Origin of the sequence: Salinispora fenicalii (assembly GCF_000514815.1) — a bacterium.
Classification (GTDB): domain Bacteria; phylum Actinomycetota; class Actinomycetes; order Mycobacteriales; family Micromonosporaceae; genus Micromonospora; species Micromonospora fenicalii.
On sequence record NZ_KI911474.1, the window covers coordinates 209,163 to 222,251 of the forward strand.

Sequence of the window (13,089 nt, forward strand, 5' to 3'; positions counted from 1 at the left end):
GCCTGGCGACAACCACGGCCGGCACCGCCCTCGCCTGGGGCGGTAACTACTCCGGCCAACTGGGCAACGGCACCAACAACCACAGCAACACCCCACTGAACGTCAACCTGCCAACCGGCACCACCATCACCACCATCGCCGCCAGCGCCAGCCACAGCCTGGCGACAACCACGGCCGGCACCGCCCTCGCCTGGGGCGGTAACTACTCCGGCCAACTGGGCAACGGCACCAACAACCACAGCAACACCCCAGTGAACGTCAACCTGCCGACCGGCACCACCATCACCACCATCGCCGCCGGCGCCGGCCACAGCCTGGCGACAACCACGGCCGGCACCGCCCTCGCCTGGGGCGGTAACTACTCCGGCCAACTGGGCAACGGCACCAACAACCACAGCAACACCCCACTGAACGTCAACCTGCCAACCGGCACCACCATCACCACCATCGCCGCCAGCGCCAGCCACAGCCTGGCGACAACCACGGCCGGCACCGCCCTCGCCTGGGGCTACAACTACTCCGGCCAACTGGGCAACGGCACCAACAACAGCAGCAACACCCCAGTGAACGTCAACCTGCCGACCGGCACCACGGTCACCGCCATCGCCGCCGGCAACGACCACAGCATGGCCCTCACCGAACCACCAAGTTCCACCACCGCGCTGGAGGTCTCACCGCGGAACCCGGAACCGGATCAGGACGTCACTCTCACCGCCACCGTCATCTGCACCACCAGCGCCCCCACCGGAACCATCACCTTCCGAAACGGCAGCAGTGACCTCCACACCATGCCCCTGGATGGCACCAACACCGCCACCCACACCACCAGGCTCCCGGCCGGTACCCACACCCTCACCGCCCACTACACCAGCACCAACACCTGCCCCAGCGGTCAGTCGGAGGCCACCACCATCACTATCGACACACCCACCAGCCCCGGCCCCGATACCCCCGATGACCCCGGCCTCCCCACCACCGGCCCAAGCCTGCCCACCACCGGCCCAAGCCTCCCCACCACCATCGGCGCCGCCGCCCTACTCCTCCTCACCGGCACCACCCTGATCCACCTCGCCCGCCGACGCCGACCAACACACCAGCCGCACTGAGCGAGCCATCGTTGGTCGGCCCCCTCAGCGCTACCTCTCCTCCTGGGTGAGTCGGTCAAGCAGATCGCTCGAACGACCCACTTCAGTCTTCACGCCGAGCGCCGCCAAGAAGCCGCGCTCCACGAGGCGGCGAGCCGAGCACGGAAACGGGTCGCCATAGGTGCAAGGGCCGGCATCGGTGAGTTGGTGGCTGCGGTGCAGCCGGTAGCTCAGCCGCCAAACGGTCGGCGACACGCACTCGGCCGGCGGGTCCTCCGGCGGGTCCTCCGGATCGCAGCTGAGCCGCATCAGTCCACCATCAACCCGAACCGCCTACGCCAGGCCCAGGTGAGCAGCGGTGCCGTGAGCCGGATGGAGTCTGGATTCATCGCTGTCCACCTACCCGAAAGTCAGAACGGGCCGCCAACGCAGACTGACTGACGCCGAGCCCGTCCAGCTCTCCACCGTCATTGACGAGTGCGCCCTTCGCCGGCTGGTGGGCAGCCCGGAAGTCATGCGGGCACAACTCGCTCACCTGCGTTCTGTGGCCACCTGGCCGAATGTTGAAATCATGATCTTACCGGTCGATGCGGGCGCACATGCCAGCCCGAACGGTTCCTTCGACGCCTTCCGAATGCGCCGGCCGTACCCGCCAGTCGGCTGCATCGCCACTGCCGCCGGCAGCATCGTGGTCGAGGGAGACAAGGCACACCCACTCTTACGACGCTACGATCGACTGCGCAGCACGGCCCTACACAATGGGGCCGTGCAGCGGTTCCTCTTGGATCTGGAAGCACGTCTGGAGTGAGCATGGCGGCGAAGAGCTGGGTCCACCCGATCGAGCCGAGCAGGGTCGCCTGGCACGTCAGCACCCGCAGCGGTAGTGGCGGCGGCGACTGTGTCGAGGCGGGGCCGGTGCTCGACGGGAGCAGGCGGGTCGCCGTGCGCGATAGCAAGGACCGTTCCGGCCCGGTCCTCGGCTTTTCCGCCACCAGCTGGACCGACTTCCTCACCGGCCTACGGTCCGGCACCCTGACCAGCTAACCCGCCGTCGACCACTTGCGCTGAAGAGCCACGCCGGCCTCCAACTCCAACAGCTTTACCTTCCGGTCGATCCCGCCACCGAAGCCGACCAGTTTGCCGCCGGAGCCGACGATCCGGTGGCAGGGCACGATCACCGGCACCGGGTTCCGGTTGCACGCCACGCCGACCGCCCGCGCCGCCGAGGCGTCGCCGAGCCGCCGGGCCACGTCGCCGTAGGTGAGCGTCTCCCCGTAGTCAATGGCGGTCATCTCCCGCCACACCGCCCGCTCGAACTCGGAGCCCCGGGGGATCCGCACCGGCACGGTGAAGGCGGTCAGCTCGCCGGCGAAGTAGGCACGCAGTTCAGCCACGGCGCGGGCAGCGAGGTCGTCGGCGGGTTCGTCGGCGGCCTCGGCGACCCGCGCGAAGTGCGCTCCGCACACGCTCTCACCGTCGGTGGCCAGGGAGAACTCGCCAATCGGCGAGTCGAGCACGGTCCAGCGCATCCGCCTATTCTCCTTCGCCGGTACGACCCGCGCTTGGGTGGCTGTCCCATAACCGCAGATACGTGATCTTGGAATGGTTTTGTTGGGGCGCTTGGATAATTGGCGCTGTCACCGGCCGAGGTAGTTACGGCAGGAGCAGGTCGTGGATGTTCCAGGCGAGCTTCCCGGCGGACCAGGAGGTGTTCGCGCAGATGGCGACGTCGATGTTGAGGCTCGGGTAGTGGTAGAGGCGGGTGCTGACGCCGTCTTCCTCGCCGGTGTGGCCCCACCGGATGACAGTGCCGTCGTCGTCGAGGATCGACATGACGCCGTAGCCGTAGTGCCAGAGGTAGCCGCGGACCTTCTCCTCGCGCTCGGCGACCCGGGGGGCGAGCATCTCGGCCACTGCCTGATCCGGTAGCAGGGCGCCGGCGCGCAGGGCCTGGGTGAAGGCGATCAGGTCGGCGGCGGTGGCGGTGGCGCCGCCGTCGGCGGCCGGCTCTGGGGTGGTGGCGTAGATGTTGCGGGTCCAGCCGGTGATCGTGCCGGTGCCGTCGCGGGCGGGGACATAGCCGTCGGCGACCCGCGGCGCGTCGGCTTCCAGAGGCAGGAGGTCGGTGTCGGTCATGGCGGCGGGGTCGAAGACGTGCTCGCGCAGGTGCTCGGCGAACGGCGCCATGGTGAGCTGCTCGATGAGCATGCCGAGCAGGATGTAGCTGGCGCCGTTGTACTCGTGCCGCTCACCTGGAGGGAAGCGGGCCGGTTTGTCGGCAAACAGCGGCAGGTAATCGGCATTACGACGCAGCAGATACACCGGGTGCGTGCGGAGCAGTTCGGCCCAGGTGGCCTCCCAGTCGCCGGTCTCGTCGAACCAGTCGGCGATACCTCCGGTCATGGTCAACAGCTGCCGCACCGTCACCTGCGCCGAGATCGTGGTGTCGGCCAGATCGAGCAGCTCGACGATGGGTGCGTCGAGGTCGAGCCGGCCCCGCTCGACGAGTTGCAGGACCCCGACCGCGGTGAACATCTTCGACACCGACGCCACCCGGAAACGGGTATCGAGGGTGTGGGGCACCTGCCAGGCCCGCTGCGCCAACCCGGTCACGCAGGCGTGCAGGGTGTCCTCGCCGCGGCGGATCAGGACCACGCCGGAGAAGCCGTCCGTCTCGGCGGCGCGGGCGACAGCGGCCGGAATGTCGGCCGGTACGGAACTTTCGGGCATCGTGGCTGCTCCTGGGATCGCGAGGTCGGGCGGGAGGACCCGGCGGGATCGTAATGACTGATCATTGTCGCGACCACCGATTTAGGACGTGCGTCCAAGTTGGTGCCAGGCTTGAGCCTGACGTGATGACCTCGCCGGCCTTGAGTAGGGCCGCGGACTGCTTCTCCCACGAGTGCCCGTCCAACGGGTAGCCGTGGATGAGTACCACCGGCTGTCCCTGACCGTGGTCCTCGTAATACACGTCGATGTTGGTGCTGTTCTCGGTCCCGACGGTGATGTACGGCATGACAGGCCTCCCAAACCAAAGACGAGAACGATCGTTCTCGCTTGCGTTGGGTAGTACGTTAGAGAACGAACGTTCCCCTGCGCCAGTCGGGGCAGCATGACCGTCACCACACTTGACCGGGACAAGAGGAAGCCATGCCCCCCACCACCCGAAACCGGACCACCGCCCAGACCGAGCAGATCCGCGAAAATGTCCTGATCGCCGCCGACCGGCTCTACTACAGCCGCGGCATCCACGCCGTGGGCATGGACGCCCTACGCGACGAGTCCGGCGTCTCCCTCAAACGCCTCTACCAGCTGTTCCCCTCCAAGGAGAACCTCGTCGAAGCCGTCCTGCACCGCCGCCGCGGCATCTGGAACAGCCTCGTCGAAACCGCCGTCGCCACCGGCAGTGACACACCCCGGGACCAACTACTCGCCGTCTACGACGTGCTGGCCCGCTGGTTTGACGAGGACGACTTCCGTGGCTGCGTCTTCATCAACACCTTCGGCGAGCTCGGCGGCACCGCACCCCACATCGCCATGCTCATCCGCGAACACAAGGCGAGTTTCCAGGCACGCCTGGCCGAACTGGTCACGAAAGCCGGCGCCCCCGCCGCACTCGCCCACCAACTCGCCATCCTCGCCGAAGGAGCCCAGACCACCGCCGCCATCGCCGGCACCAACGACGCCGCCCACCACGCCCGCGCCGCCGCCACCACACTCATCGACACCGCACTGGCCACGAACCGGCCGGCCACAAGCCACCACAACGACGGGGTAGACCCCCCGGTCACCACCTGACCGGGTTCAGAGGAGGTTCACCCCGAGCAGCAGGGTGCCGGCGCTGAGGCTGGCGCCGCCGGCGACGGTGAGCCAGATGAGTTTGTTGGGCTTCGTGTCCCGGGGCCGGACCACCGAGAGGAAGAAGCCGAGCGGCATCAGGATCGGGGCGGCGACGATGAGCAGCCGGATCAGCGTACGGGTGCCGTCCGCCACGTCGGCCTGTTCGATGTAGGGCAGGGCCACGAGGGCGAAGAGGACCAGCACCCCGGCGTGCGCGTGCCCGGCGGTCCAGAGGCCTCGGCGGACCGGATTGTCCAGGTAGCCGGCGGTGCGCCCGGCGAGGTGCCGGAGCAGGGCCAGTCCGCCGAACCCGATCGTCACGACGGTGATCAGCAGGATTCCGGCGGTGTTCAGGGTGGACGGGGACATGCGGACACCTCCAACTAGTCAATGTAAAGATGCACCCTCGCCCGAATCTTGTCAATAGCTAGATTCCTGAACGGGCAAACTCTCAGCGGTCGCCGGCGTCGGAAGTTACGGAGGTGACCGGTGTCCGAACGCATCGACGGGGAGTTCACCGCCTTCGTCAACGAACGCGGTGGTGTTCTACTGCGGGCCGCCTACGCCCTGGCCGGCAGCCAGCACGGCGCCGAGGACCTGCTCCGGACCGCGCTGGCCAAGGCGTACGCCCGCTGGCCCCGGATCCGGGGGGACGCCGAGCCATACGTACGCCAGATCCTCTACCGGGACCAGGTGTCCGGGTAGCTTGATCAAGCCGACATCGAGCCGTGGCCGCCTCTGTGTCATCAATGGAAGGCGATGACCAGTCCGCTGCGGACCCCGTTCACGGATGAGGCGCTCACCTCGGATCGAAGACGCCGGCGTGCAGGGCTGCGGTGGTCGCGGCGGCAGCACGTCGGGCGAACTCCTCGTCGATGGGTTCGTTCGACTGGATCGAGCAGGACCTCGATCCGCGGTACGGTTCCGGCGTACTTCCCGAGGTCATGCGACCGCTGGTCTTTGTCGACCCTGCTCGGCGATTCCCTACTCGACGATTCCCTGCTCGCGGGACCAGCGCAGCAGCTCGGCCTCGGCCTCGTCCCGCCCCAGCGGGCCCCGCTCCAGCCGTACCTCCTTGAGGTGTTTCCAGGCCTGCCCGACGACCGGACCCGGTGGTACGCCGAGCAGCTCCATGATCGCGTTGCCGTCCAGGTCGGGGCGGACCCGGGCCAGGTCCTCCTCGGCCGCGAGCCGGGCGATCCGCTCCTCCAGCGCGTCGTAGTCGGCGGCGAGCTGGGCGGCCTTGCGTCGGTTGCGGGTGGTGCAGTCGGAGCGGGTCAGCTTGTGCAGCCGCGCCAGCAGATCACCGGCGTCGGTGACGTACCGGCGCACCGCCGAGTCGGTCCACTCACCCCGGCCGTACCCGTAGAAACGCAGGTGCAGCGCGACCAGTGCGGTGACCTTGGTGGTGGTCTCCTTGGGGAAGCGCAGCGCCTTCATCCGGGCCTTGGTCATCCGGGCGCCGACGACCTCGTGGTGGTGGAAGCTGACCCGACCGTCCGACCCCACCGCCTTCGTCGCCGGCTTGCCGACGTCGTGCATGAGCGCGGCCATCCGGAGGATGAAGTCGCAGCCGTCCTCCTCGTACGAGACGGCGTTGCGCACCACGGTCAGCGTGTGCTCGTACACGTCCTTGTGTTGGGCGTGCTCGTCGATCTCCAGCTTCAGCCCGGTCAGCTCGGGCAGGAACCGCTCGGCCAGCCCGGTGTCGACCAGCAGCCGCAAGCCGGCGACCGGGTCGGCGCCGCAGAGCAGCTTGGTGAACTCGTCCCGGATCCGCTCCGCCGTGATCCGGTCCAGGTCGGCGGCCATCCGCACCATCGCCGCCCGGACGTCCGGGTGCACGGCGAACCGCAGCTGTGCGGCGAACCGGGCCGCCCGCAACATCCGCAGCGGATCATCGCGGAACGACTCCTCGGGCGCCGCCGGGGTACGGACCACTTTGGCCGCCAGATCCGCCAACCCGCCGTGCGGGTCGGTGAAGCGATGCTCGGGCAGGCTGACCGCCATCGCGTTGACGGTGAAGTCCCGCCGCTTCAGGTCCTCGGCGAGGCTCGTGCCGTACTGCACCACCGGGTTGCGGCTGACCTGGTCGTACACCTCCGCGCGGAAGGTCGTGATCTCCAGCCGCAGACCGTCGCGCTGCACTCCGATGGTGCCGAATTCCCGCCCGGTCTCCCAGATCGCCTCGGCCCAACCACGCACGATCCGCAGCGTCTCGTCCGGCTGCGCGTCGGTGCAGAAGTCCAGGTCGTCGCCGAGGCGGCCGAGCAGTGCGTCGCGGACCGACCCGCCGACCAGGTGCAGTTCGTGACCGGCGCTCGCGAAGCGGCGGCCTAACTCGTCGGCGACCGGGGAGACCCGGAGCAGTTCGGCTACGGCGGTGCGCTGCGCGGCGGTGAGTTCGCGGCGGTCGGCGGCGTGCGGTGCGGAGTCGGACATGGGAGGGCCAGCCTATCGGTCCGACCGGGCCCGGCGTCCGCCGGGCGCGGATGACGCCGGGCCGACCACTAGTCTGTGTCGAGGCCCTCGCCCGCGGACCCATGGTCGGTGCTGGGCACCGACCAGACCCTGGAGGCGACAACGATGAGCGGCCGGCTCTACCGCAGCGCCAACGCGCTGGGCAACGGTGGCCGACCGACGGATGACGACGCGATCTTCATCTCGGCCGAGCCGCTGAACCAGCCGGCCGCCGAGGCGGTGGCGCCTCCGGACGAGGCGGTGGCCGAGGGGAGCGCCGCGGCGAACAGCCTGGTGATGGCCGCGGGCAGCCTGGTCAGTCGGGGTACGGGCTTCATCCGGAACCTGATGATCGGCGCGGCCCTGGGCAACCTGGTCGGTAACGCGTACACCACGGCGATCTTCCTCCCGAACCAGGTGTACGAGTTCCTGCTCGGCGGAGTGCTCACCAGCGTGCTGGTGCCGGTGCTGGTCCGACGACGCAAGGCCGACCCGGACCGGGGCGAGGCGTACGCCCAGCGGCTGCTCACCCTGGCGGTGGTGGCGCTCGCCGCCGCCGCCCTGATCGCGGTGATCCTGGCTCCGGTGCTGACCGGCATCTACGCCGGCGGCAAGGACGAGGACTACCGGGGCCTGGTCACCAACCTGTCGTACCTGATGCTGCCGATGTTGTTCTTCACCGGCATCAGTGCGCTGATCGCCGCCGTGTTGAACACGCGCGGGCACTTCGCCGCCCCGATGTGGGCGCCGATCCTGAACAACCTGGTGGCCATCGGCACCTTCGGCCTCTACATCTGGGTCTACGGCGCGCAGGCGCTCCAGCCGGGCCAGGTCGGGCCGGACCGGATCCTGTTGGTCGGTGGCGGCACCCTGCTCGGGGTGGCGGTACAGGCCGCGGGGCTGCTGCCCGCCCTACGCAAAGTCGGCTTCCGGTGGAAGCTGCGCTTCGACTTCCGCGCGTTGGGGCTGCGGGAGTTGGCCCGGCTCGGCGCCTGGATGTTCTGCTACGTCGCGGTCAACCAGCTCGGGCTCTTCGTAGTGGTCAACCTGCTCACCCGGGTGGCCGGCGAGGACGACGCCGGCCTGCTGATCTACAACAACGTCTTTCTGCTGCTGATGATGGCGCACGGTGTCATCGCGGTCTCGATCATCACCGCGCTGATGCCCCGGATGAGCGCGGCCGCGGCGGACGGCCGGTTCACCGACCTCACTGCCGACCTGTCTCGGGGCACCCGGATGGTCACGGCCGTACTCGCCCCGGTGGCGGTCTGCTACGCGGTGCTGGCCGCGCCGATCTCCGTGGTGGTGTTCCGGTACGGCGCGTTCACCGGCGAGAACGCGGTGGCCACCGCCACCGTGCTGCTGGTCGCCGCGATCGGCCTGGTGCCCTTCGCGGTCAGCCAGCTCCTGACGTTCGCGTTCTACGCGCTGCCGGACACCCGTACGCCCGCGCTGGCCAACATTCCGGTGGTGGCGCTGCGGGTGCTGCTCCAGGTCGGGCTCTACGTCGTCCTTCCTGCCACCTTCGCGGCGGCCGGCATGATGCTCGGCAACGCGATCTCGTACCTGGCGGCGGTGGTGCTCTCCGCGCTGCTGCTGCGGCCCCGGGTCGGCCGGATCGGGCTGGGCGGGATCATGCGTACGGTGGGCAAGGTGTTGGTCGCCGCGCTCGGAGCCGCGCTGGTCGGTCTCCTGGTGGTCCGCCTGCTGCCGGGCCGACCGGAGGAGCTTGGGTGGTTCGCGGCGGCTGTCCAGCTGCTGATCGGTGGGGCGGCGATCGGTCTCAGCTACCTCGGGCTCGCGATGCTGCTCCGGATCGGGGAGGTCACCGAGGTGGTCGCCATGGTCCGCCGCCGGCTCGGTCACTGAGCGTCCCGTTCTGACCGTTCTTCGCAGCCTGGGCATTCGGACCTGCCCACCGCAGGGAGTGCACTCTGCGTAACCAAGGATCACCAGCCTGGGGATGTGGCTGTGGATAACTTTCGCCCCGCCGCTCAGTTGCCGAGTCATCCTGTGGATAACTAGCCGGGCGGGAAGGCATGTCCGGTGCTGACCCGGGAATCTGGGCCGGGTGCCCCGCCACCTGACCCCAGCCCCTGCGGCAACTACTAGCGGTCAACCTCTAGATTGGCTAGTACATGCGCCAGCAACACCGCCAACAACGGACATAACCGGACAGGTAACCCGAGCCCCGCAGCCGCTACCGGTGCGGTGGGAAGATGACATGCTGGGGAAGGCAGGGAACCCAGGTAAGGTCGCTCTCGACGGGTGTGGCAGGCGTCGGCACAGACGCCGACAACGGCCGGCCGGTTCGTGGGAGGCAGAGCGGAAGCCACAATGCCCAGCAACACGGGTCCATCGATCGACACGATCACCGAGGGAGGACGGGTGACCCAGGTCGGCGAGGGTCAGGAGGCGGACGAGAACGCTCCGCCGATCATGACCTTCGGTGCTCCGATCGCCGGTGACGTACTCGCCGAGCGGTACGAACTCGTTGAGCACATCAACAACGACAGCGCTGGCCGGCTGCTCTGGCGCGGGATCGATGTCGTGTTGCGCCGTCCCGTCGCAGTAGTGCTGCGCTACCCGGGCGGCAACTCTGCCACCGAGATGCTTCAGGCCGCCGTCGCGGCCAGTCGGGTCATCCACCCCAACCTGGTCGGTGTCTACGACGCGATCGACGAGGGCGAGCGGGCATACGTGGTCCGCGAGTGGGTCGACGGACAGTCGCTGCGGGAGCTCGTGGCCGCGGGGGCGCTGGACCCGGCTCGGGCGACCGCCGTCGGTAACGCCGTCGCGAGCGCCCTGGCCGCCGTGCATGCCACCGGAATGGTGCACGGCAACGTCCACCCCGGCACGATCATGATCAGTGACGACGGCCGGGTGGTGTTGGCGGACGCGCGCACCGACGGGGCTGACAGCCAGGCCAGCGATATCCGGGCGGTCGGTGGTGTCCTCTACTTCGCGCTTACCGGCCACTGGCCACACGCTGAGGTCCCGTTACACGGCGCCACCGCCGGGCACGGGCGGGCGGCGACCCCGGATGCGGTTCGCGGGCCGGAGGGTGCGCTCGCCGGGCCGCGCCAGGTGCGGGCTGGGGTTCCGGCGTACCTGGACGACCTCACCATGGACCTACTGGACGGCTCGCTCCCGCCCCCGCCGTCGGATGTCCTCGCCGCGGAGTTGGCCCGGCTGGACGTACCGGCCGATGAGCATTTCCTGGAAAGCAACGGCCCACTGCAGTTCACCGCCGAGACCGGAGACGAGCCGTCACCGCTGGCCGCGGCCGGCGGGCGGAAGCTCGCCATCGGGATCGCCAGCCTCCTCGCCGTCGCGCTCGTCGGCCTCCTGATCGGCATCAGCGCGCTCAGCGGAGATGGGGACGGCGACCAGAACGCGGCACCGGCCGCCATTCCCGCTCCCACCACGCCGGCCGACCAGGACTCACCCGACTCCACAGCGGCCGAACCACCGAAGATCAGCGCTGCGAAGATCATTGACCCGGATAGCGGGGACCGCGCTGAGGTCCGCGACGCCGAGAAGGTATTCGACGGCAGTCTGGATGAGGGCTGGGCGACCCAGACTTACCGGGGGCACCCAGACTTCGGCAAGATCAAGCGCGGCATGGGCATCTGGCTCGACCTCGGTGAGCCCCGCACCATCAAGTCCCTGCAGGTCCAGCTCTCGGCACGGGGCGCGTCGGCCCGGTTGTACACGGGCACTAGCGAGCACCCCTCCTCGAGCGCGGGCGACAATGCGCTCTTCGAGGAGTACGAGCAGAACGCGATCGGGCCGGCCAAGAAAGACGCCGGCACGACGATGACCTTCGACGCATTCGATGCTGACGCGAAATACCAGTACCTGCTCTTCTGGCTGACCGAGTTGCCACCGAGCGACGGTGGTTACAAGGTCGGCATCCAGGAGATCAAGGTCTCGTGATCCGCTCACCGCGTCCCCGGCACCGTCTCCGCCGGACGTGGTGATGACGACGAACGGGTCGACCGAGCGGCCGGTGGGCGACGACAGACCGCCGGCGGTCGATCCCTCCTCCGATCTCGACCTGCTGCGCGCGCACGTCGCCGGCGATCGGGACGCCTTCGCCGAGCTATTTCGCCGGCACCGGGACCGGCTCTGGGCGGTGGCGCTCCGCACCCTCGGCGACCGGGAGGAGGCAGCCGATGCGCTGCAGGACGCGCTGCTCTCTGCCCACCGGGCCGCCGGGCGGTTCCGGGGTGACTCGGCGGTGACCACCTGGCTACATCGGATTGTGGTCAACGCCTGCCTGGACCGGATCCGACGCCGCCAGGCGCATCCGACGGTGCCACTGCCCGACGGCGTACGCGACCTGGCGGGCGCCACTGGGGGCACGGAGCCGGCCGCTCCCATGCCCGACCACGACACCGCCCTGGTGGTCCGGAAGGCGCTGGCCGCGCTACCGGTCGAGCAGCGTGCCGCGCTGATCCTGGTTGATGTGCAGGGCTATCCGGTAGCCCAGGTTGCCCGCATCCTCAATGTCGCTGAAGGGACGGTGAAGAGCCGGTGTGCCCGGGGCCGGGCCCGACTGGCGGCGGCGCTCGGGTATCTCCGGACGGCACCGGAGCAGCTGCTCTCGGGTGAAGGCACGCCAGCCGTCCCGGGACGGAACCAGCAGCCGCGCGGTGGCGTCCGATCAGTGTCGGGGCGACCCCGACGCGAAGCCAACCAGGAGGAGCTGTGACGACTGGGGGGTTCCGGGAGGTCGACCACGAGCTGCTCGCCGACTACATCGGTGGGGCACTCGCGGGCACTCCCGACGAGGTGATCGTCGCCCGCCTGGTCGAGCGGGACGGGGCCTGGGCGGACGCCTACGCCTGGCTCGCGCCGGCGGTCGCGGAGGTCCACGCCGCCCTGGTCGCCTATGGGACGGCGGAGGAGATGCCCGCGGACGTGGCGGACCAGATTCACACCGCGCTGGCCGGGACCGACGATGCGGTGACCGAGCGCACGTCAGCCAAGGGCGCGACGGCCGGCAGGGCAACGCGCCCTTCGGTCGTGCCGACTCAGCCGCACGCTGGTTCACGGCGCCCCGGTGGCATTCCCCAAGTGGCCGCCGCCGGCCCCGGCCGACGGCGCCGGCGGTGGCGGGTCGGCGCTCCCGCCGCACTCGCCGCGGTAGCGGTGGCCGCTGTCGGGCTGCTCGGCCTGGATCAACTCGACCGGGGAACGGGCGGTCCGGGGTCGAGCACCGGCACCACTGAGCAGGCCGCCGCCGGGCCGGTGAGCACCACCGCGCCGCCGATGCAGACCGGTACGGACTACCAGCGGGAGGACTTGGCGTCCCTGGCCGCCTCGCCGCGGCAGTCAGCCGCCCCGCCGCAGCAGTTCTCCGGCGAGGGCACCGCCGAGTCGGAGTCATCCGACGTGGGAATCCAGAGCGACCGGATGGCCGGGCCGATCGGACTCGATCGGCTGGCGGATCCGGGCGCGCTCGAAGCCTGCCTGGCTGAGATCGGCACCGAGCACGACGCTGGTCGGTTGACGGTCGAGGTGGTGGACTACGCCCGCTTCGAGGGCCAGCCGGCGCTGGTCGTCCGGTTCACCGATGCGACTGGTGCCCGCTGGGCCTGGGTCAGCGGGCCCGAGTGCGGGGTACCCGGGTCGGGCACGGACACCCGGTACCGTACGCGGGTAGGGTAGGACCCCTGTCGTGGGGTGTTGTGCCGTG

12 protein-coding genes and 4 pseudogenes are annotated in these 13,089 nt (G+C 69.5%); 9 read left to right on the forward strand and 7 right to left on the reverse strand.

Annotated features, from left to right (window positions below):
• A partial coding sequence (locus B116_RS28555; RefSeq protein WP_033667837.1) for an RCC1 domain-containing protein occupies positions 1-1,106 on the forward strand: 1,106 nt, incomplete at its 5' end.
• A 30-nt stretch (positions 1,107-1,136) separates the two neighbouring features.
• On the opposite strand, the gene B116_RS0124175 is transcribed toward B116_RS28555, so the two are convergent.
• Positions 1,137-1,394, reverse strand: coding sequence for a hypothetical protein (locus B116_RS0124175; RefSeq protein WP_027661587.1), 258 nt, complete (start codon positions 1,392-1,394; stop codon positions 1,137-1,139).
• A 91-nt stretch (positions 1,395-1,485) separates the two neighbouring features.
• Between B116_RS0124175 and B116_RS28560 the strand changes: the two are divergent.
• Together B116_RS28560 and B116_RS0124190 are read left to right on the forward strand one after the other, a co-directional pair.
• A pseudogene (locus B116_RS28560) lies at positions 1,486-1,893 on the forward strand (DUF5753 domain-containing protein); the annotation flags it as partial.
• A gap of 2 nt (positions 1,894-1,895) precedes the next feature.
• Entirely contained in the window at positions 1,896-2,129 is a 234-nt protein-coding gene (locus B116_RS0124190; protein WP_027661588.1) for a DUF397 domain-containing protein, read from the forward strand.
• Here the strand turns inward: B116_RS0124190 and B116_RS0124195 are convergent.
• The 3 genes and pseudogenes from B116_RS0124195 to B116_RS0124205 all read right to left on the reverse strand — a co-directional run.
• Positions 2,126-2,614 carry a methylated-DNA--[protein]-cysteine S-methyltransferase gene (locus B116_RS0124195; protein WP_018722579.1) on the reverse strand — a complete coding sequence of 163 codons (489 nt, stop codon included), beginning with the start codon at positions 2,612-2,614 and terminating at the stop codon, positions 2,126-2,128. The two genes, B116_RS0124190 and B116_RS0124195, sit on opposite strands and share 4 nt — an antisense overlap.
• A 124-nt stretch (positions 2,615-2,738) precedes the next feature.
• On the reverse strand, positions 2,739-3,815 hold the full coding sequence (locus B116_RS0124200) for a serine hydrolase domain-containing protein (protein ID WP_027661589.1): 1,077 nt from the start codon (positions 3,813-3,815) through the stop codon (positions 2,739-2,741).
• Between the two features lie 121 nt (positions 3,816-3,936).
• Positions 3,937-4,101: pseudogene (locus tag B116_RS0124205) on the reverse strand (alpha/beta fold hydrolase); the annotation flags it as partial.
• Positions 4,102-4,235: 134 nt separating this feature from the next.
• Here B116_RS0124205 and B116_RS0124210 point away from each other — a divergent pair.
• Positions 4,236-4,883, forward strand: a complete 648-nt coding sequence (locus tag B116_RS0124210) for a TetR/AcrR family transcriptional regulator (protein WP_018722576.1) — start codon at positions 4,236-4,238, stop codon at positions 4,881-4,883.
• A gap of 6 nt (positions 4,884-4,889) precedes the next feature.
• Here the strand turns inward: B116_RS0124210 and B116_RS0124215 are convergent, their stop codons facing one another.
• Entirely contained in the window at positions 4,890-5,294 is a 405-nt protein-coding gene (locus B116_RS0124215; RefSeq protein ID WP_018722575.1) for a hypothetical protein, read from the reverse strand.
• A gap of 120 nt (positions 5,295-5,414) precedes the next feature.
• On the opposite strand from B116_RS0124215, the pseudogene B116_RS25860 reads away from it, so the two are divergent.
• Positions 5,415-5,627 (forward strand): annotated as a pseudogene (locus B116_RS25860) (sigma factor); the annotation flags it as partial.
• A 97-nt stretch (positions 5,628-5,724) separates the two neighbouring features.
• On the opposite strand, the pseudogene B116_RS27740 reads toward B116_RS25860, so the two are convergent.
• A pseudogene (locus tag B116_RS27740) lies at positions 5,725-5,811 on the reverse strand (TetR/AcrR family transcriptional regulator); the annotation flags it as partial.
• A gap of 98 nt (positions 5,812-5,909) precedes the next feature.
• Complete coding sequence (locus B116_RS0124230; RefSeq protein WP_018722572.1) at positions 5,910-7,367, reverse strand: CCA tRNA nucleotidyltransferase; 1,458 nt, start codon at positions 7,365-7,367, stop codon at positions 5,910-5,912.
• Positions 7,368-7,511: 144 nt separating this feature from the next.
• On the opposite strand from B116_RS0124230, the gene murJ reads away from it, so the two are divergent.
• The 4 genes from murJ to B116_RS0124250 all read left to right on the forward strand — a co-directional run bounded on the left by murJ (position 7,512) and on the right by B116_RS0124250 (position 13,061).
• Entirely contained in the window at positions 7,512-9,254 is a 1,743-nt protein-coding gene (murJ, locus tag B116_RS0124235) for a murein biosynthesis integral membrane protein MurJ (protein WP_026321771.1), read from the forward strand.
• A gap of 468 nt (positions 9,255-9,722) precedes the next feature.
• The gene (locus tag B116_RS0124240) at positions 9,723-11,324 is read left to right on the forward strand and encodes a protein kinase family protein (RefSeq protein WP_018722570.1); all 1,602 of its coding nucleotides are present in this window, start codon (positions 9,723-9,725) and stop codon (positions 11,322-11,324) included.
• Between the two features lie 43 nt (positions 11,325-11,367).
• The gene (gene sigM, locus B116_RS0124245) at positions 11,368-12,102 is read left to right on the forward strand and encodes an RNA polymerase sigma factor SigM (RefSeq protein ID WP_027661590.1); all 735 of its coding nucleotides are present in this window, start codon (positions 11,368-11,370) and stop codon (positions 12,100-12,102) included.
• Positions 12,099-13,061: a hypothetical protein gene (locus B116_RS0124250; protein ID WP_027661591.1), complete on the forward strand. Its 963-nt coding sequence runs from the start codon at positions 12,099-12,101 to the stop codon at positions 13,059-13,061. Before sigM ends, B116_RS0124250 begins: the two co-directional genes overlap by 4 nt.
• Positions 13,062-13,089 lie beyond the last annotated feature (28 nt).

What these genes read in the sequence shown, in the direction of transcription:
- B116_RS0124175 (WP_027661587.1), bottom strand. Translation starts at nt 1,394, where the DNA reads ATGCGGCTCAGCTGCGATCCGGAGGACCCGCCGGAGGACCCGCCGGCC.
- B116_RS0124240 (WP_018722570.1), top strand. Translation starts at nt 9,723, where the DNA reads ATGCCCAGCAACACGGGTCCATCGATCGACACGATCACCGAGGGAGGA.
- B116_RS0124210 (WP_018722576.1), top strand. Translation starts at nt 4,236, where the DNA reads ATGCCCCCCACCACCCGAAACCGGACCACCGCCCAGACCGAGCAGATC.
- murJ (WP_026321771.1), top strand. Translation starts at nt 7,512, where the DNA reads ATGAGCGGCCGGCTCTACCGCAGCGCCAACGCGCTGGGCAACGGTGGC.
- B116_RS0124190 (WP_027661588.1), top strand. Translation starts at nt 1,896, where the DNA reads ATGGCGGCGAAGAGCTGGGTCCACCCGATCGAGCCGAGCAGGGTCGCC.
- B116_RS0124230 (WP_018722572.1), bottom strand. Translation starts at nt 7,367, where the DNA reads ATGTCCGACTCCGCACCGCACGCCGCCGACCGCCGCGAACTCACCGCC.
- sigM (WP_027661590.1), top strand. Translation starts at nt 11,368, where the DNA reads ATGACGACGAACGGGTCGACCGAGCGGCCGGTGGGCGACGACAGACCG.
- B116_RS0124195 (WP_018722579.1), bottom strand. Translation starts at nt 2,614, where the DNA reads ATGCGCTGGACCGTGCTCGACTCGCCGATTGGCGAGTTCTCCCTGGCC.
- B116_RS0124215 (WP_018722575.1), bottom strand. Translation starts at nt 5,294, where the DNA reads ATGTCCCCGTCCACCCTGAACACCGCCGGAATCCTGCTGATCACCGTC.
- B116_RS0124200 (WP_027661589.1), bottom strand. Translation starts at nt 3,815, where the DNA reads ATGCCCGAAAGTTCCGTACCGGCCGACATTCCGGCCGCTGTCGCCCGC.